The organism is Actinomycetota bacterium, assembly GCA_028698215.1.
Lineage (GTDB): Bacteria > Actinomycetota > Humimicrobiia > Humimicrobiales > Humimicrobiaceae > Halolacustris.
Map to the genome: position 1 here is coordinate 44,112 of JAQVDY010000007.1, position 18,166 is coordinate 62,277.

Consider the following 18,166-nt stretch of genomic DNA (forward strand, 5'->3'; position numbering starts at 1 on the left):
ACAGGAGGCAATAATGGCAGAACAAATAAAGAATAATGTATTCTATGTGGGAGCCAAGGACCCTGACCGGGAGTTGTTTGATGAGCTCATTCCTTTACCGGATGGTACTACCTATAATTCCTACTTGGTAAAGGGCAGCGAAAAAGTGGCCTTAATTGATACCGTAGACCCTTCTAAGGTGGATGAGCTATGGGCGCATTTGGAGCAATTGAATGTTAATAATATAGATTATATTATTGCCAATCATGCCGAGCAGGACCATTCGGGATCCATACCCCAGGTGTTAGAAAAGTTCCCCCGGGCCGTAGTGGTAACTAATGAAAAGTGCAAGGGCATGCTGATAGATTTGCTGCATATAGCAGATGATAAGTTTCTGGTAGTAGAGGATGGCTCATCTCTATACCTGGGCGATAAGAACCTGGAATTTATAATAGCTCCCTGGGTCCACTGGCCTGAAACCATGTTCACTTACCTTAAAGAGGACAAGATACTGTTTACCTGTGATTATCTGGGCTCACATTTTTCCTTTGAAAATCTTTATGTAGAGGACCAGGAAGCTACCTATAGGAATGCCAAAAGATATTATGCTGAAATTATGATGCCTTTTGCCAATCTGGCTAAAAAACATCTGGATAAAGTCCAGGGGCTGGATATTGAAATTATAGCTCCCAGCCATGGCCAGGTGTATAAGGATTATGGCTTTATATTGGATGCCTATAAAGACTGGACTTCGGATGGGGTCAAAAATGAGGTAGTTTTAGCCTATGTTTCCATGCATGGGAGTACCAAGGAAATGGTTGATTATTTTAAATCAGCACTGGAAGCTAAAAAGGTAAAGGTAAAAACTTTTAACCTTACTCATACAGATACTGGTGAACTGGCCATGGCTTTGGTGGATGCGGCTACTGTGGTTTTAGCTACTCCTACCGTGCTCTCAGGGCCCCACCCGGCAGCGGTGTATGCTGCTTACCTGGTCAAAGCCTTAAGGCCCAAGACCAGGTATTTAGGCCTTATTGGTTCCTATGGCTGGGGAGGAAAGACGGTAGAAGTAATTTCTGACCTGGTTTCCACCCTAAAAGCAGAGATACTGGAGCCGGTAATAGTGAAAGGCCTGCCGGACCAACAGGCCTTGGCTGGGTTGGATAAACTGGCTGCCGGCATAGCGGAAAAACACTCTCAGCTAGATTAAACAGGATATGGTGGAAAAGCAGAAGCTGGAAAAACTATATGAAAAATATAATGACCGGAGCCATGTCAGCCCAGACCCGCTTCAGTTTTTGTACCATTACCAGGAAGTGGGGGACAGGGAAGTAGCAGGTATCATAGCTTCTGCTTTGGCCTATGGCCGGGTGGCTCAGATTATAAAAAGTGTAGGATTTGTGCTGGATAAGCTTGGCCCCCACCCCCGCAGTTTCCTGCTTAACTCTAGCTGCCCTGATTTAAATGAATTAATGAAGGGGTTCAAGCACCGGTTTACTACTGGGCAGGATATAGTGTTCATGCTGGATTGCATAAGGGCAGCTATAGAAGAGTACGGCTCTTTAAACCAATGTTTTTTGGCAGGCTATAATCGCAGTCAGCGTTCTATATCTGAATCTTTGGCTTCGTTTATCGGACGCCTTACCTGCCGTCCGGATGGATTTTGCAGCAGCCTGTTCCCCCTGGCCAAAGGAAACAGCGCTTTAAAACGCTTTAACCTTTATTTAAGGTGGATGGTTAGGGAGGACAAGGTTGATCCTGGAGGCTGGAAGGGTATTGATAAATCCCAGCTTATAGTGCCCTTAGATATTCATATGCACCGCATATCTCAAAAGCTGGGATTTACCTGCCGCAAGCAGGCCGACATGAAAACCGCTATAGAGATAACTGATGCCTTCAGGCAGTTTAGTCCCCGGGATCCAGTCAAATATGATTTTGCCTTAACCCGTTTGGGGATAAACAAAATAGGTTATATTTTTTAATTTTATCCTTTTGGATTTGCATGTATAATAATTTATATTATTTTTAACAAGACGGGGGCTTAAATGAAAAGTAGGTGGAAAAAGATTTGGGGATATGCGGGAATATTCTTGTCTATAATACTTATAGTGGGTATGCTTACCCCTATTACCCTTAATGCCGGTACTTCTGAACAGGTGCAGGCATTTGTGTCCAGGTTCTATACCAACTGCCTGGGCAGGCAGCCCGACCAAGGTGGTTTAAATGAATGGGTAAACAGGTTGATGACCGGGGTAAAAACCGGTGAAGATGTGGCTAAGGGTTTCATATTAAGCCAGGAATTTATAGCCAAGAACCATAGCGATTCCGAATTTGTGACTATCTTATACAGATCTTTTTTCAACCGCCAGCCTGATTCATTTGGGATGAATGCATGGCTGGGCAGGATGAAATCTGGACAGACCAGGGCCCAGGTACTGGATGGTTTTCTCCATTCAAATGAATTTGCCCAACTTTGCTCTTCTTACGGCATAAGCCCCTACGCAGGAGCTGTTTCGGCACCGGCAACCAACAGCACCCTGGGTACCAATACCGGATTTGTCCAGGGGAATAAGGTCAACTTCATTATATGGGGTGATGACAGCGCTTCCGACAGGCCTGGTGGGAGAGTAAGCGGAAGGACTGATATAAATATTTTTGTACATCTTAACCTGGATACGGGTAAGGCGGTAGTAGTAACTATTCCCAGGGACACCTGGGCACCCATTCCCGGCCATAGCACTCAGAAAATAAATGCTGCCCATGCCATAGGAGGAACTGATCTGGCAGTCAGGACATTCGAGCAGTTTACCGGTATGCCTATTGACTTCTATATCATAACCGATTTTGACGGGTTTAAGCCATTGATAGATTATTTTGGGGGAGTCACTACTACTGTGGAAGAGAATATAGCAGACAGTTTTTCCGGATGTTATCTTAACACCGGAACCCACACCATTAATGGAACCCAGGCGCTGGCTCTGTCCCGGGCCAGGAAAGGAAGATCTCTTTATGGGGGAGGAGCCTATGCCAGGGAAAAACAGTCGGCTATGCTGATGGCAGACCTTTTGGTACAGAAGCGTTCCATGGTTAATGCTGGTAATTTGGCCAGTTTTCTAAACACAATGAGACAATATGTTTGGACCAATATTTCGGTGGCACAGGCCTCTAAAATACTGCCAACACTTATGACCATTAACCGGGGTGATATTAACATCACTACTTTTAAGTCCTGGCCCCAATATTTTGGCAATGCCAGTGCGGTAGGCTATAACGAGGCAGAAAAAAATCAATTCTTCCAGTGGGTTGCAAATCAATAAAAATTTTGTATAGTTACTGGTTATGGATCCTAAGAGGGATAATATATTAAAAGGTAAAATAACCAGCTTGCTGCTAAGCTTTTCGGCACCTGCTGTCATAGGTATGATAGTAGGTGCCCTGTATAATATAGCGGATACCATATTTGTAGGAAAAAGCTCCGGTGCCCTAGCTATAGCCGCCCTGTCTATAGTATTCCCTATTCAGCTAATAATGATGTCAGTGGGAACCATGATTGGGGTAGGCGGTGCCAGCGTAATATCCAGGGCATTAGGAAAAAATAATCCAAAGCGGGCTGCTAATGCTTTCGGCAGCGGTTTGATTTTAAACCTATTGTTCTCTGCTATTTTTGTATTTTTTTCCTTTATTTTTATGGATAAGTTGCTGGTTTTTTTTGGGGCTTCGGCACAGGTAATGGAATATGCCCGCCAGTATATGGGCATTATACTTATCGGCCTCTTTTTCTTTTCTTTTTCTATTACTGGAAATAATTTCCTAAGGGCGGAAGGTAATCCCCGGGCTTCCATGTATGTAATGATTATGGGGGCAGCGGCCAATATAGTATTGGACCCCCTGTTTATTTTTGGTTTTGGCATGGGGGTAAGAGGGGCAGCCATTGCTACCGTTATCAGCCAGGGACTAAGCTGCCTATATATACTTTTCTACTATATTAGGGGCAAGAACTTAATCAAGATTAAGCTCAGCTGTTTTAAATTCCGGCTGCCTTTAATGAAAGAGATCATGGGTGTAGGTTTCCCTTCTTTTATAAGGTCCTCTATGTCCAGTGTTATAATATTGGTTTTCAACCGGGCCTTGGGCTATTATGGCAATGACCTGTATATTGCCATAATGGGCATAGGATTCAGGATGCTGAGCCTAATCCAGATGCCTATCATAGGTATAAACCAGGGTTTTTCCACTATAGCCAGTTTCAATTACGGGGCCCAGCTTCATAACCGGGTGAGAAGGGTGTTGGCTGTTTCTGCTATATGGGTAACCGCTATAGGGGTAGCGGGATCTTTAGTCATTATGCTGTTTACCCGGCAGATTCTAGGATTTTTTAGCAGCAGTCCCCTTTTGATTAATATGGGCATTGAACCGTTAAGGATAATTATGATGTTTCTGCCCTTTTTGGGGGTACAGATTTTAGGGGGAGGGCTGTTTCAAGCCATTGGCAAACCTGCCCCTGCCCTAATTATTACCATGCTGAAGCAAATAATATTTTTAGTACCGGCCATAATTTTATTGCCGATGGTGCTAGGGCTAAAGGGAGTGTGGTTCTCCATACCGGTAGCAGACTTTTTATCGGTAATAGTGACCGTAGTATGGATTTATAAAGAAATGGGGTCATTTGGCCGCAAGATAAATTATGAAAGAGTTAAAACTTAAAAGGGGTGCTAATGATAATTAAGAGAAGATCAGAGTTCAAGCCGGAAATTATGAATGATAACCAGATAAGAGGGGTAAAATTTTATCCTTTGATTACTGCCCAGGACGGGGCCCCTAATTTTGCCATGAGGGTATTTGAAGTAGAGCCCGGCGGCTATAGTCCCCGTCACTCCCATAAATGGGAACATGAAATCTATGTAATAGAAGGCAGCGGCTATGCCGTCAAAGAAAATGGGGTTATACCTATTGGTAAAGATGACTGCATTTTGGTAGAGCCTTCAGAGCTTCACCAAATAAAAGCGGGGGAAGAGGGCATAACTTTTATATGTGTAGTTCCCCACGAAGGCCAGCCTTCCTAAAAACAATAAATATGAATAGAAAATATTTAACTATAGCGGTAATGCTGCTGGCTATAGTGCTTACAGCTTGTGCTCCTGCTAAAGAGTTTGGGCCACTTACCGTATGCAGCAGCATAGACAGCCAGACTTACCAGCCTTTGGATAAAAAAGATGAGTTTGAAATAGAGACCAGGCAGGTGTATGCAGCAATAGAAGTGGCAAATGTACCTTCTGACAGTATTTGGACCTTTAAATGGATAAATCAACAGGATGGCCAAATACTATCTACCAGCTCAGGCCAGTATATGGAAGATTCCAATTTAAGGGTAAGCGGTTATTTTGCCAGCGTGTTTAGCGCGGCTGAAGAAAGCCAGGCTATAGCTTTACCTGGAACCTACCGGGTGGAGTATTATCATGACCAAAAACTAATCGACAGTAAAATCTTCACCGTCATGCAGCCGGAAATTAAGGTGGAGCGGTTAATTTTGGGCAGTCAGATAGGCGTTGACGGGCTTCCCATGGAAAACAGGGGCAAGTTTTATAATAATGAAGATATGTATTTGTACTTAAAGCTTAACTATTTGGCGGACGGAACCGTTATGGAAGTTACCTGGTTAAGGCAGCAGGAAGTTATAGCGGAAACAGGGCAAATATCCAGGGAGAATAATTTAGCCCCTGCCGGCAGCCTGTTTGAATTAAAGGCAGATTCAGGTCTGGTTCCTGGTGGGTACAGGGTGGATATTGCCCTGGATGGCCTCCGGGTACAAAGCCTGGAGTTTGAAGTGGTAAATAATCTGGAAAGCCTGCAGGATTACTTCAATGACCACTATGATTTTTCATTCAGCTACCCCCAGTGGATGATGCCTAAAGAAAAAGAAGGTGAAAATTTTTACCTTATAAACTTATATCCCAGGGATCAAATCCAGGATATGGTAATGGGTGTATGGATTATTCCAGGCCGTATTGCTCCCCCAGAAGAAAATCTGGGCCAATTTGCGGATAACTTGGCCACCGGCAATATTGAAGAAGAATATAAAATAGAGCTGGCATCAGAACAGGATTCAAACCTGGGTTATGCCTATGTCTATAAGGATAATGAAGGTCAAAAGTGGGAGCTTAGGTTGGACTTTAAACCAAGCGGCCAACACATCTTTATGGTAACCGGCTTAGCCCGGGAGAATTATGTCCAGGATATGGAGGCTATATTTAAAGGCATGATGGATTCCTTAAAATTTCCCATTGAGTAATAAATTATTTGTATTATAATTGTTAGGATTGTAATTTAAGCAGGCATGGCCCCTGGTTTAGGGGAGCCTGGCAGGGAAATAGAAAATAGCTGGGAGCTGATTGTTTTTGGGGTTTAAAAAGCTGAAAGTTCTAATATTGGTTATAGCAGCTCTGTTGGTTTTACCCACTTTTAGCTGTAATCTTAAAACCTATCAGAAATTTGAACAGACCCGCGAATTAATGGGTACACTGGTAAGCATAACTGTTTACTCTTACGACCAGCAGGCAGCTGAAGGAGCTATGGAGGCTGCTTTTGAACGGATGGTAGAAATAGAAAGCATTGCCAACACCTATGATCCCAACAGCCAAATTTCAATACTTAACCAAGACGGTCATATCAAAAACCCTTCTCCTGTTCTATCTGAACTGGTTACTGAATCTAAGAATTACTATCAGATTAGCCAGGGGGCTTTTGATATTACGGTGCAGCCTTTGCTGAATTTATGGGCATCTGGTTTGTGGCAGGAAACAGAACAGGTACAGCAACAGAAAATAAACCAGGCCATGGAAATGGTAGGTGCTAATTATATTATAGTGGAGCCGGACCGGATATATTTTGAAAAAGAGGGAATGGAAATTACTCTGGGAGGAATTGCCAAGGGTTATGCAGTAGATAAGGCAATGGAAGTGCTTAAATCAAAAGGCATCAGCTATGCTTTGGTAAATGCTGGCGGTGATATAATGACCAGCGGCAAAAAACCAGACGGCAGCTTCTGGACCATAGCCCTGGAAAATCCTGACAATAAGGAAGAGAGCATAGAGGTATTAAATGTGGCAGGGAAGGCAGTTACCACTTCCGGAAATTATGAAAGGTATTTTGACCCAGATAAGGAAGCCCACCACTTGATAGACCCCAGGAGTGGCTTTTCCGCCAACCAGTGCATAAGTGCCACTATTATTTCTACCAGCTGCATGGATGCTGATGCACTTTCTACTTCCATTTTTGTATTGGGTCCCCAGCAGGGCATTGATTTGGTTAATAGCCTAAATGGAGTTGAAGCCCTGATTATTGATAATGATAGAAATATATTCAGGTCTCAGGGCTTATCTAAATATGTTAATAATTAAAGATTGGATAAAACTATGAGCATAATAAAAAAAAGAAGCGCCTTTGGAGGGGTCAAGCTGCCTGAGAACAAGATGACTGAAGAAGAGTCGATAGAAGTATTACCGCTGCCGCAGCAGGTAGTGATACCCATACAGCAGAATATTGGAGCTCCCGGGGAGTTTTTGGTCAAGAGGGGGGATACTGTACTGGCAGGACAGAAAATTGCTGATACAGATAAGTTTGTATCAGCCCCTATCCATGCCCCCATATCGGGAAAGGTATCTAAGTCTACTCAGGTATTAAACCCGGCCAGCGGGGCAGTGGTAGATGCTTTAATTATTGAATCTGATGGCCAGGACCAGTGGGTAGAGATGCAAGTTTTACATAAGATTGATGATATTAAAGACTGGAAGCAGGCCTTATCCTCTATGGACAACATACCGGCAAAGGATGCTTTGGATAAAATAAGGGAAGCAGGAATAGTAGGTTTGGGCGGTGCTGCTTTTCCTACCCATGTCAAACTGGCTCCCCCGCCTGATAAAAAAATTGACACTTTTATATTAAACGGCTGTGAATGTGAACCCTTTATTACCAGTGACCACCGTGTAATGCTGGAATATGGCAAACATGTATTGGCAGGCATGTACCTTATTAGCAATATATTAAAACCTGAAAAAATATATATAGCGATTGAAGATAATAAGCCTGATGCCATCCGCCATATGCATAATCTGCTGGTGGAAATGGGGCTTGAGGATAAAGCGGATGTAGTTTCCCTTCCTTCCCGTTACCCTATGGGGGCTGAAAAAACATTGATAAAATCCCTATTGGGAAGGGAAGTGCCCATGGGGGGCTTGCCTATGGACGTGGGAGTGGTAGTAAATAATGTAGCTACCTGTAAAGCGGTAGCAGAAGCGGTGCTGGAAGGTAAGCCTCTAACAGATAAGGTAATAACCGTTACCGGAGCCTTCCAAAAACCAAAGAATTTGCTGGCCAGGATAGGTACCCCTATTTCTATGCTGGTAGATTACTGCCACCTGCAGGATAGGGATCAGTACCATATTATCATGGGGGGACCCATGATGGGGGTGGCTATCAATGATATAGAATACCCGGTTACCAAGGGCCTTAACTGTGTTTTAATCAAGCAGGGGGTGGCGGGGCAGGAACAGAATTGTATTAAATGCGCCAGGTGCGTAGCAGCATGCCCTATGGGGCTGATGCCACTGATGTACCCAAAATTGGTAAAAAAGGGAAGGTTTGAAGACTGCCAGGAATATTATATTTCCAATTGTATTGAATGCGGTTCCTGTGCTTTTGTATGCCCTGCAAACATACCTATTGTGGGCTATATTAAAACCGGTAAAAAGAAGATTTCAGATAAAAAATAAGGTTTGAACTAAAAAAAAGTTTAATTTATACTTATAAAATCTAGGGACAAGAAGATGAATATGGACAAAAACAAAATACTGATATCACATTCACCCCACCTGTGGAAAGGCTTCTCCACCACCAAACTCATGTATCTGGTGGTGGTTGCGCTGCTTTTGCCTACCGGGGCTGGAATTTACTTTTTCGGCTGGTCGGCAGTGTACTTGATTTTAGCCAGTGTAATTACCTGTTTTATTACTGAATTGGTAATTAAAAAGTTGCGCAAAAAACCATTTATAAATGATGGCAGCGCAGTGATTACCGGCCTGCTGTTTGCCCTGGTTCTCCCCCCCAGAATGCCTATCTGGATGGTAGTGGTGGGAGCCTTTTTCTCCATTGCAGTAGTAAAAGAGGCTTTTGGGGGATTGGGATATAATATATTTAATCCTGCTCTGGGAGGAAGGGCTTTTTTAGCGGTTTGCTTTCCCCAACAGATGACTACCTGGGTGGCGCCCAGCGGATTTAGCCCGGATGCAGTTACCACTGCAACCCCCCTGGCCCAGAATTTTGCCCATGAAGGAAGCAGGGCCAGCCTTTATGGGGATATGTTCTTCGGCAATACTGCCGGCTCTATGGGAGAAACTTCTGCCCTGCTTATAATTCTGGGAGGTATACTATTACTGGCCTTAAGGATAATTGACTGGAGGATTCCGGTCTTCTATATCGGTACCGTGGCCCTGTTTAGCTATGCCCTGGGAATAGATCCCTTATTTGCCATATTGGCGGGAGGTCTTATGATTGGGGCCTTTTTTATGGCTACCGATTATGTGACTTCTCCTACTACCTCCAACGGAAAAATAATATTTGGAGTGGGCTTAGGCTTATTGACCGTACTTATAAGGAGATTTGGCTCTTTGCCGGAAGGTGTGGCTTTTTCTATCTTGATTATGAATGCCTTCACCCCTCTGATTGATAAATATACAAAAAGGAAACCATTTGGTTTCCAGAAGAAGGAAGCTGCGTAGAGAGATGTTTGATAAATTTAAAAAAACAAAAATATATCCCATAATTTTACTGACAGTAGTGGTTTTGGTTTCAGTTACCTTATTGATGTTTTTAGGCAATATTACATCGGCAGTGGTGGAAGAAAGAAAAAAAGCGGAAATTGTAGAAATGTTGAAGCAGATTTACCCTGAAATGTCTGATTTCAGCCTGGAAAATGATATATATACGGTACTGGAAGGCCAGGAGGAAATAGGACATGCTTTTTTAGCTGAGGGCAATGGTTACGGAGGAGTAATCAGCATAATTGTAGGCCTGGATAAGGATTTGGCAGTTAAGGATATAAGCATAGTGAGCCAGACAGAAACGCCTGGATTGGGCAGCATGATAACTGAAGATTCTTTTACACAACAGTTTATCGGACTGTCTGCACAGGAAATAGAGCTGTCTTCTTCGGGCGGCAAGATTGACTCCATTTCCGGAGCCACTATAAGCTCAGAAGCAGTTACTTCTGCTGTCAGGCAGGCAATGGAAGAAAAGATAAAGTCTATTAAGTAAGGATAAACGGTAATGAATGATGAATTAAACGGCTGCAGCAGCTGCGGAAAATGTATTCCTGTAAGCAGGGGAGGGTCCAAGTTCTGGAAAGAGCTGGTAAAAGGCATAATACTCTCCAACCCTGTGTTTGTGCTGGCTTTGGGCTTGTGCCCTACGCTGGCGGTAACCGGTTCCATTGATAATGCCCTGGGTATGGGGGCTGGCGTCATATTTGTATTACTGGGGGCCAATATCATAATATCTTTGCTTAGAAATGCTATCCCGGATTTGGTCAGGATACCGGTATTTATTGTTATTATTGCTACCTTTGTTACAATTTTAAGCTTATTGTTTGAGGCTTATATCCCTCCACTTTATGAATCACTGGGCATTTACCTATCCCTTATTGTGGTAAACTGCATAATTTTAGGAAGAGCTGAGGTTTTTGCCTCCAAAAACGGTATAGTGCTATCGATAGCTGATGCTATTGGTATAGGTTTGGGTTTTACCCTGGCCTTGGTCCTTATAGCCTTGTTCAGGGAGATACTGGGGACGGGTTCACTTTCCGTATTTGGTTTCCAGTTGCCCAGGATACCGGTACTTTACACCAATCCTTTAGGATTTTTTGTTTCAGCTCCGGGGGCTTTTTTAGTAATCGGGGTACTGTTGGCAGTGTTTAGATGGATAGGAGTGTTGGACAATGAATAATTTATTTTCCATATTTATAGCGATGGCCATAGTAAACAATATGGTATTGGCCAAGTTTCTGGGACTGTGCCCTTTTTTTGGAGTATCCAAAAAGCTGTCTAATGCAGTAAGTATGGGTATAGCAGTTACCTTTGTAATGCTGCTGGCTTCTGTTTCCACTACCATCATATATAACTACCTGCTGGTTCCTTTTGGGGTAGAATTTATGAAGATAGTGCTCTATATTCTGGTTATAGCTTCATTAGTGCAAATAGTGGAGCTCACTATCAGGAGAACCAATATAGCCCTATATAATGCATTGGGCATATATCTGCCCTTGATAACCACCAACTGCGCTGTACTGGGCATAGCCTTGATTAATTCCCAGGAAGGCTATAATATCCTGCAGAGCACCATAAGTTCATTAGGGGCAGGAGTGGGTTTCAGCCTGGTACTGATTATAATGTCCGGCATAAGGGAAAAACTGGATCTGGGAGATAGCCCTGAGGCCATGAGGGGTTTGCCTATTGCTTTTATAACTGCTGCTCTTCTGGCTATGGCCTTTATGGGCTTTGGCGGTATGGTATAAATTTTTTTATAAGGAGTTTTAATTAGAAATGAATGTAATTTGGATAGTAATAATATTAAGTGCAATAGGGCTGGTAAGCGGCATACTTATTTTCGTAGTGAATAAAGTGCTTCCCAGGGAGCCTGAATCCTTAAAGAAAGCGGAGCAGGTATCTCAGTATTTGCCCGGCTATAACTGCGGGGCTTGCGGGTATCCCGGATGCTTTGCCTATGCCCAGGCGGCAGCTGAGGATAAAGATATAATAACTAAAAACCCCTGTGCTACAGTGATGCAGGATGAAAAAATGCTGGCAGGCATTGAAAAAGCACTGGGTTTAAAGATAGATACATCCCAAATGAATAAGAAAGCTGTGGTAAAATGCTATGGGGTTACCGTTCCTATAGGTAAATATGAAGGCATTAACACCTGTGAAGCGGCCAACAGCTTGGTTGGGGGATACAAGGTATGCCCCTTTGGGTGCCTGGGTTTTGGCGACTGTGCGGTAGTTTGCCCCCAGGATGCCATCACTATAGATAAAAAAAGAAATGTGGCAGTAATTGATCCTGAAAAATGTACAGGCTGCGGGCTATGTGTGGATCAATGCCCGAAAGGCATAATAGAACTGGTTCCTGCAGATTCCAATATAGTCTTCAGGTGTAATTACGAATCCCTGAAAGACATACCGGGAAGGGAAAAATGTGATGAAGGCTGCCTACACTGCCGTAAATGTTTGAAAGCCTGTGAGCATGACGCCATTATTTGGAACAAGGAAAAGGGAATTCCTGAATTTGATTTTTCCAATTGCATTATGTGCGGGGCCTGCATTGAGGCTTGTCCCCACCAGCGCTTAGTAGAATTAAAAGATGTGGCAGGTAAAAAACCAGCCTTGAAAAAATAGTTATGTTCTTCGGGAAATGCAATCATGACGGGGGCATAACTGGCAGGCGACCCTGGTTTTATCTATTTCATGTTCGGGGCCAAACCCATATACCCCTGATATGGATTTAAACGGCATCATTAGGTAGCTGGGATTTAAGTTTACCCCTATTTGGGATCCATCAACCATCTTAAATATTTCTTTTTGTTCTTCTATGGTCCATTTATACTGCCCGGGGGAGTAGCTGCAGGTGGCTTGCCATCCCGGTTGTTGTAACCCTTGCTGTCTGGCTATGGTGGCGAATTGTTCGCCCAGCAGGGTAAGAAAGCTGGTGGTTACTGCATCCATAACAATAGTAGACAAGGTATCTCCACTTTCACTATTCTGTTTAATTAGCTGGTCTACCTGGTGTCCCAGGGTACAAATGTAGATAAGGGCAAGTTTGGAGCCCAGCAGAATCTTTGAAATATTGGGGCCGTTAAACCGGTGTCCGGAACTGAACCATACTGATTCCCCCTTAATTTTTTCTATTTCGAACAGGTCATAGATGGCTTGGGGTTGTATGGCTTGCAGGCATTGATATTTTTTTTCTGCCAGCAGGTCTTCCAGTTGCTGGTTTAGCCTTCCCCCCATAAGTTTAGTTAAAAAGTCCCTGCCGGTGTCCGGGGGAACATCAAGACTTATCTTATGTAAAACTTTTGCCATATTACCCTATTTTTCCTTGGCATTTTTACCTAATATAATATAACATTAATACAACTAAAAAAAGGTTAATAAATGCCAGACTCCCAGATAGAAAAGATAAGGAAGTATTTTGAAAAAGAGCCTTATGCCGGTTACTTGGGAATGAAGCTGGAAGAACTGGCTTTAGGACGCAGTGTAGTCAGCATGAAGGCCTTACCCCAGTTTAACAATGCTTTTTCCATTACCCACGGCGGGGCAATTTTCTCTCTGGTCGATACGGCTTTTGGCCTGGCGGCAAATTCTTACGGGCAATTGGCAGTAGCCCTTTCCATGTCCATAAACTATATCTCTCCTGCCCGGCCGGGAGACAGGCTGACCGCAGAGGCGCAGGAGGTAAGCAGAGGGACACGAACCGCTAATTACAGGATAACAGTAACCAATAAACCCGGCCAAACCGTAGCTATTTGCCAGGCGATAGCCTATTTAAAAAGAAAAAAATTACCACTGCCCTTAAAAAAAAATGAAGATAATACATAGCTCAGATCTACATTTAAACCAGAAATTTCCAGAGAGGATGGAAGCTTTAGACCGGATATTGGAATTAGGGCACCACCAGCAAGCGGATATAATTTGCATAGCCGGTGACCTTTTTGACAGCAGGGCAGATTGCGATTTTTATCGGCCCATGCTGCGCCAGAAATTTTCACAGCTTCCATTTAAAGTCCTGGTTATTCCCGGAAATCATGATTATGGTTCTTATGGAGGCGATAATTTTTTTGGCAATGATATTACCATTATTGATAAAAAGCCTTTTGAAGTAATAAACCTAAATCAAGCCAGGCTGATAGCAGTACCCTATTATAACCAGGATTTAAGCCAGCATATTTACCAGATAATCGAAAACAAAGACCCTGAAGGAATAAATATTTTGATGCTGCACTGTTCCCTGGATGCACCTTTTATAGAGAAAGATGATCTGGGGGAGGAGCAAGGGGAAAAATACCTGCCGGTAAGCTCCAAAGTTCTGGCAGAGTTAGGTTTTGACTATATTCTTGCCGGCCATTACCACAGCCGTTTCACGGTTCAGAAAATCTCTGAGGCCAGTACTTTTATTTATCCCGGCAGCCCGGTATCGGTTACCAAAAAAGAGCTGGGAAAAAGAGCAGTGGCAGTGCTGGATACCAAAGAGGATCCGCCGGTTAGCCAGGCTTATGTAGACAGCAAATATTTTGATGTCTTGAATTTTTCCTTTTTGCCCCAAAAAGAGGATGAAGTCCTGTCACAGCTGCAGCAGGCCTTGGACCAGAATGATTCCCGCTACGGCTGGATAGCGGTGTGCCTGGATGGATTTACATCCCGGGGAGAAAAAACACTTAAAGCGGAAATTGAAAATATTGCTGACAGGTATGATAGGGATAAAATAGAGTTGAATTTGACCTACAGGGATGTAGCGGCAGTATTGGCAGATCCCCTTTATGCTGATTTTAAAGGGAAGCTGGAGAAGTCAGAGTTAAGCGAAGAATTGAAAAAGGATATTGACCAGCAGTGCAAGCTCTATTTTTCTAAACTGAGGATGGATTAATTTTGTTTTTAAAAAAAATAGCATTAAATCATTATGGACCTATATCCAGCCAGCAGCTGGATATAGGTAAGGGCATACAAATTATCTGGGGTCCTAATGAGGCCGGCAAAACCCTTACCATAGATGCTGTATTAAAATTAATGCTGGGTAAATCAGCCCGTGATTTTAATGATATTGACCGGGTTAATCAGCTGCCTGACGGTTACCTGCTCCTGGAAGAGGACCAGGGGCAGCAGTTAAAAATAGATTCTGCCAACAGTTTGAGCAAATTTATAGGTATAAGTCCCCGGGATGTCCGGAATATCATGGTGATTAGGAACAGTGATCTCAGCCTGGATCTGGAAGCGGACTATTATCGTACCGTTACTGACCGGTTAACCGGCCTGCAGACAGAAAGAATTGAAAAGCTGGCGGGGATGTTCAGGCAGTATGGCCGGTTGACCGAACAGGGCAGCCTATCTAACAGCCGGGAACACGGCTATATTAAGAATAAAAGGGAAGAGGCCAAACAATTAAAAAAAGAAATCGACAGCTATCTCTCTGAAGCACAAAAAAACCACCTGGATGAACTGGAAGTTACTAGTTTGAGGTTATCCAAAAAGTTGGGAGAGACCAAACAGCAGCTGGCAGAATATGACCGGTTAGCGGCATTTAATGATTTTAAACAGTTGGAAGATAATATAGCCCAGCTTAAAATATTAACAGGTCAATTCCAGCAGTACCAAAAATATACCCAGGAAAGTTATAACCATCTTTTAAAATTAAAGTCAGATATAAGTACTGATGACGACAATATCAAAGTCGCTGCTGCTGAAAGCAGTAACCTGGATAAAACCATAGACGGCCTGGCTGTAAAAAAGGGGGAAGTAGAAAGCAAGCTCAAACCCTTAGATGATAAAGCCAAAAACCTGGTTGAGCTAAAAGAAGAGCTTGCCTTTTGGCAGCATCAAAACATGGAGGCTGAGAACAAGGTATTTCTGTGGGTGTCCCTGGCTTTGCTGGCTATGGGTTTCATAAGCCTGGTTCCCCTCATAATGTATCAGGTTTTAGCCTATTTATGGCTTCCCTTGATACTGGTTTTTCTGTTCCTGGCTTTTTTTGGCTTCTACTGGTATCAAAAGCAAAAATATAGATCCTATCTTTTAGGCCTGTCCAAGCTGCTGGATAAATTTAGCAGATGGGGCATTAAAGCCCAGAGCCTAAGGGAAGCAGCAGTAGAAGTCAGCCGTTTTGAAGAGCAGAAGCAAATTTTGGAAGAAGAGAAACTGGGTCTGGAAAAGGAATTAGACATAAAAAGGGGACATAGGCAGAGCCTGGCGGCAGATACCAAGAGGCATAGCCAAAACCTATCCGATAGCCGGGAACAGGTGTCAGATATCTTAAATCAGCTGGGGGTAGAAAGTGAACAGGCACTAGCTAAAAAGTTGGAAGAAAAAAGAGACATTCAGTACAGGGCAGGGCAAGTATTTCAATGGCTGAACCAAAAATTTGAGCTAAGCTATGAGAATGAAAATGATATGGATTATATTGGAAAAAAATTAATTGAGATAGACAGCCTGGCCCAGGAGAAAAAACCCCAAGGATACTCATCAAACCAGGTTTTGCGCCGTATTGACCAAAAATACTATCAACAGCTAAAGCAAGAGTTAACAGAGCTGGAAGTAGAGCTGGGGGAAAATAATAAAAAGCTGGAAGACCACCAGTTCGCTTTAAGGGATATGCAGAAAAAATTAGATAATCTGGAAATAGAATGTTCTAATATAGAGATAGATAACTTGGCTAAGCTGCCCAAAGCAGCGGTTTTGCTGGAGGATTTTGCAGCAGAGATTGACCGAAGGGCAGAGGCAGCAGAAGAGGCCATTGCCATATTGGGCCAGATCAGCCAGGAAGAGCAGCTTAAGGTATCAGATATATTTGAAACCCTTTCTGCTTCAGATTATTTTCACCAGGTAACAGGGGGTAGATACAGCCGCATATATTATGAGCCCGAGCAAAAAAAAGTAAAAGTGGTTAACCGTAAAGGAGAAAGCCTGGAGGCAACCCAGTTAAGCCGGGGTACTTATGACCAGTTATACCTGGCTATAAGGGTGGCTTTGGCACAAAAGGTTTTTACTGAACCTTCCTTTTTCATATTAGACGATGCTTTTATCTATTCTGACACCGACAGGCTCAAACAGCAGTTTGAGCTACTGGCCAGCTTGGCCCAAGAAGGATGGTCTTTTATTTATTTTACAGTGAAGGATGAAATAAAGCAGATGGCAGGAAGTATTTCTTCCCACCATATAATTTCTATGGAAGGTAACTGATATGAATAATTTTAAATACAATGCGCAGCTTTATGACCTTCAGATTGACTGGGAGGCCAGGCTGGCCAGGGAGATGGAGCTGCTTCTTCATATAATTAACAAATACAGGGTTAACAGTATTTTGGATATAGGATGCGGAACCGGCCATCACCTCCAGGCCTTATCCGGTTATGTGGATAAACTGGTAGGGCTAGATCCTTTAAAAGATACTATAGAATATGCCCAAAATAAGGTGGTTACCGCTAAAAATGTAACTTTGAAAGTGGGAGGCTTTGAAGATTTGGGTCATATGGATCTGCCTGAATTTGACCTGGTGATGAGCCTGGGTAATACCTTGACCTTGCCGGGTACCCGCAGAAAGGTTAAACAGGCCTTAAAACATTGCCGCAAGAAACTTAGTAAAGAAGGCGCAGCATTGTTTCAGTTCCTTAACTTTAACCGCAGCATTATAGAAAAGAACAGTTATTACCGTCCCAAAGTGGTCCGGTGGGAAGGTAAACAATACTTGTTTTTAAAGCATTTTAACTACGGGCGGATAAAAACCAAAGCGGATTTTATAATCGCTGGAATTGGTGACGGGGACAAGGTTGAACATTTTGAAATAAACAGTTCATTGATGTGCACCTTAAAGCGGAGCCTGTTTATAAGTATGGCCAAGAATGCTGGTTATTCTGATATTGAATTGAGGGGTCCTTCGGGAAAAGAGGGTTTTAATTATCAAAAAGATATTAGCTTATATGCTTTATTGAACAAGTAGAATGGTTTAAAGGAAAAAGTATGGAAAAATTAAAGAGGTTTGGGGTATCAATTGAAGAAGGCCTGCTGGAAAAGTTTGATCAGTACTTAAAACATAGCAGCTACCGTAACAGATCGGAAGCCATAAGGGATTTATTGAGAAAAGAGCTGGTAGAAGCTCAATGGTTAAAAAGTGATGAAGTAGTGGCCGGGGCCATAATTATGGTATATGACCACCATCAGAAAGAGCTGATGGATAACTTAATACATATTCAACATCATCACCAGGATATTATTATATCCAGCCAGCATATACATATGGACCAGAGGATGTGTATGGAAATAATAGTGGTTAAGGGTAAGATGGGCAAGGTGTATCAGCTGGAATCCAAGCTCAAGGCAGTAAAGGGTGTAAAGCATGCTTCCCTGGCTAAATCTACTCTGGGAAAGGGAATGTAGGT

At 43.0% G+C, this 18,166-nt stretch carries 19 protein-coding genes; 18 read left to right on the forward strand and 1 reads right to left on the reverse strand.

The features are described from left to right. Nucleotides 1-10 precede the first annotated feature (10 nt). The 13 genes from PHN32_03710 (at nt 11) to PHN32_03770 (ending at nt 12,419) form a co-directional block, all read left to right on the forward strand. Nucleotides 11-1,189 (forward strand): FprA family A-type flavoprotein, encoded by a 1,179-nt coding sequence (locus PHN32_03710; protein MDD3776695.1) that lies wholly within the window; start codon nt 11-13, stop codon nt 1,187-1,189. 7 nt (nt 1,190-1,196) lie between these two features. After that, nucleotides 1,197-1,961 carry a TIGR02757 family protein gene (locus PHN32_03715; protein MDD3776696.1) on the forward strand — a complete coding sequence of 255 codons (765 nt, stop codon included), beginning with the start codon at nt 1,197-1,199 and terminating at the stop codon, nt 1,959-1,961. Nucleotides 1,962-2,024: 63 nt separating this feature from the next. Beyond that, nucleotides 2,025-3,296, forward strand: a complete 1,272-nt coding sequence (locus tag PHN32_03720; protein MDD3776697.1) for a DUF4214 domain-containing protein — start codon at nt 2,025-2,027, stop codon at nt 3,294-3,296. A gap of 22 nt (nt 3,297-3,318) precedes the next feature. Next, nucleotides 3,319-4,683 carry an MATE family efflux transporter gene (locus PHN32_03725; GenBank protein ID MDD3776698.1) on the forward strand — a complete coding sequence of 455 codons (1,365 nt, stop codon included), beginning with the start codon at nt 3,319-3,321 and terminating at the stop codon, nt 4,681-4,683. 11 nt (nt 4,684-4,694) lie between these two features. After that, a complete protein-coding gene (locus PHN32_03730) occupies nt 4,695-5,042 on the forward strand; it encodes a cupin domain-containing protein (protein MDD3776699.1) in 348 nt (115 codons plus the stop codon). An 11-nt stretch (nt 5,043-5,053) separates the two neighbouring features. After that, nucleotides 5,054-6,268: a hypothetical protein gene (locus PHN32_03735; protein ID MDD3776700.1), complete on the forward strand. Its 1,215-nt coding sequence runs from the start codon at nt 5,054-5,056 to the stop codon at nt 6,266-6,268. A 106-nt stretch (nt 6,269-6,374) separates the two neighbouring features. Beyond that, nucleotides 6,375-7,376, forward strand: a complete 1,002-nt coding sequence (locus PHN32_03740; GenBank protein MDD3776701.1) for an FAD:protein FMN transferase — start codon at nt 6,375-6,377, stop codon at nt 7,374-7,376. A gap of 15 nt (nt 7,377-7,391) precedes the next feature. Next, nucleotides 7,392-8,747 (forward strand): electron transport complex subunit RsxC, encoded by a 1,356-nt coding sequence (gene rsxC / locus PHN32_03745; protein MDD3776702.1) that lies wholly within the window; start codon nt 7,392-7,394, stop codon nt 8,745-8,747. 60 nt (nt 8,748-8,807) lie between these two features. Further along, complete coding sequence (locus PHN32_03750) at nt 8,808-9,752, forward strand: RnfABCDGE type electron transport complex subunit D (GenBank protein MDD3776703.1); 945 nt, start codon at nt 8,808-8,810, stop codon at nt 9,750-9,752. Continuing rightward, nucleotides 9,724-10,287, forward strand: coding sequence for an FMN-binding protein (locus PHN32_03755; GenBank protein MDD3776704.1), 564 nt, complete (start codon nt 9,724-9,726; stop codon nt 10,285-10,287). Before PHN32_03750 ends, PHN32_03755 begins: the two co-directional genes overlap by 29 nt. Before the next feature lie 12 nt (nt 10,288-10,299). Next, complete coding sequence (locus PHN32_03760; GenBank protein ID MDD3776705.1) at nt 10,300-10,974, forward strand: electron transport complex subunit E; 675 nt, start codon at nt 10,300-10,302, stop codon at nt 10,972-10,974. Continuing rightward, nucleotides 10,967-11,542, forward strand: a complete 576-nt coding sequence (locus tag PHN32_03765; GenBank protein MDD3776706.1) for an RnfABCDGE type electron transport complex subunit A — start codon at nt 10,967-10,969, stop codon at nt 11,540-11,542. Before PHN32_03760 ends, PHN32_03765 begins: the two co-directional genes overlap by 8 nt. A 28-nt stretch (nt 11,543-11,570) precedes the next feature. Continuing rightward, nucleotides 11,571-12,419 (forward strand): 4Fe-4S binding protein, encoded by an 849-nt coding sequence (locus tag PHN32_03770; GenBank protein MDD3776707.1) that lies wholly within the window; start codon nt 11,571-11,573, stop codon nt 12,417-12,419. On the opposite strand, the gene PHN32_03775 is transcribed toward PHN32_03770, so the two are convergent. Further along, complete coding sequence (locus PHN32_03775) at nt 12,420-13,103, reverse strand: vitamin B12 dependent-methionine synthase activation domain-containing protein (GenBank protein MDD3776708.1); 684 nt, start codon at nt 13,101-13,103, stop codon at nt 12,420-12,422. Nucleotides 13,104-13,175: 72 nt separating this feature from the next. Between PHN32_03775 and PHN32_03780 the strand changes: the two genes are divergently transcribed. Genes PHN32_03780 through nikR form a run of 5 tightly spaced genes read left to right on the forward strand, consistent with a single transcriptional unit; the run spans nt 13,176 to nt 18,164 of the window. Continuing rightward, a complete protein-coding gene (locus PHN32_03780) occupies nt 13,176-13,619 on the forward strand; it encodes a hotdog fold thioesterase (protein ID MDD3776709.1) in 444 nt (147 codons plus the stop codon). A gap of 37 nt (nt 13,620-13,656) precedes the next feature. Further along, nucleotides 13,657-14,664 (forward strand): metallophosphoesterase, encoded by a 1,008-nt coding sequence (locus PHN32_03785; protein ID MDD3776710.1) that lies wholly within the window; start codon nt 13,657-13,659, stop codon nt 14,662-14,664. A gap of 2 nt (nt 14,665-14,666) precedes the next feature. Next, the gene (locus PHN32_03790; protein ID MDD3776711.1) at nt 14,667-16,970 is read left to right on the forward strand and encodes an AAA family ATPase; all 2,304 of its coding nucleotides are present in this window, start codon (nt 14,667-14,669) and stop codon (nt 16,968-16,970) included. A 1-nt stretch (nt 16,971) separates the two neighbouring features. Beyond that, nucleotides 16,972-17,727, forward strand: a complete 756-nt coding sequence (locus tag PHN32_03795; GenBank protein ID MDD3776712.1) for a class I SAM-dependent methyltransferase — start codon at nt 16,972-16,974, stop codon at nt 17,725-17,727. Between the two features lie 20 nt (nt 17,728-17,747). Next, nucleotides 17,748-18,164, forward strand: coding sequence for a nickel-responsive transcriptional regulator NikR (gene nikR / locus PHN32_03800; protein MDD3776713.1), 417 nt, complete (start codon nt 17,748-17,750; stop codon nt 18,162-18,164). Nucleotides 18,165-18,166: the final 2 nt, after the last annotated feature.

Bases quoted from the DNA above. Each gene is read 5' to 3' on its own strand.
- PHN32_03715 (MDD3776696.1), top strand. From the start codon at position 1,197: ATGGTGGAAAAGCAGAAGCTGGAAAAACTATATGAAAAATATAATGAC.
- PHN32_03720 (MDD3776697.1), top strand. From the start codon at position 2,025: ATGAAAAGTAGGTGGAAAAAGATTTGGGGATATGCGGGAATATTCTTG.
- PHN32_03725 (MDD3776698.1), top strand. From the start codon at position 3,319: ATGGATCCTAAGAGGGATAATATATTAAAAGGTAAAATAACCAGCTTG.
- PHN32_03730 (MDD3776699.1), top strand. From the start codon at position 4,695: ATGATAATTAAGAGAAGATCAGAGTTCAAGCCGGAAATTATGAATGAT.
- PHN32_03735 (MDD3776700.1), top strand. From the start codon at position 5,054: ATGAATAGAAAATATTTAACTATAGCGGTAATGCTGCTGGCTATAGTG.
- rsxC (MDD3776702.1), top strand. From the start codon at position 7,392: ATGAGCATAATAAAAAAAAGAAGCGCCTTTGGAGGGGTCAAGCTGCCT.
- PHN32_03750 (MDD3776703.1), top strand. From the start codon at position 8,808: ATGGACAAAAACAAAATACTGATATCACATTCACCCCACCTGTGGAAA.
- PHN32_03760 (MDD3776705.1), top strand. From the start codon at position 10,300: ATGAATGATGAATTAAACGGCTGCAGCAGCTGCGGAAAATGTATTCCT.
- PHN32_03765 (MDD3776706.1), top strand. From the start codon at position 10,967: ATGAATAATTTATTTTCCATATTTATAGCGATGGCCATAGTAAACAAT.
- PHN32_03770 (MDD3776707.1), top strand. From the start codon at position 11,571: ATGAATGTAATTTGGATAGTAATAATATTAAGTGCAATAGGGCTGGTA.
- PHN32_03775 (MDD3776708.1), bottom strand. From the start codon at position 13,103: ATGGCAAAAGTTTTACATAAGATAAGTCTTGATGTTCCCCCGGACACC.
- PHN32_03780 (MDD3776709.1), top strand. From the start codon at position 13,176: ATGCCAGACTCCCAGATAGAAAAGATAAGGAAGTATTTTGAAAAAGAG.
- PHN32_03785 (MDD3776710.1), top strand. From the start codon at position 13,657: ATGGAAGCTTTAGACCGGATATTGGAATTAGGGCACCACCAGCAAGCG.
- PHN32_03795 (MDD3776712.1), top strand. From the start codon at position 16,972: ATGAATAATTTTAAATACAATGCGCAGCTTTATGACCTTCAGATTGAC.
- nikR (MDD3776713.1), top strand. From the start codon at position 17,748: ATGGAAAAATTAAAGAGGTTTGGGGTATCAATTGAAGAAGGCCTGCTG.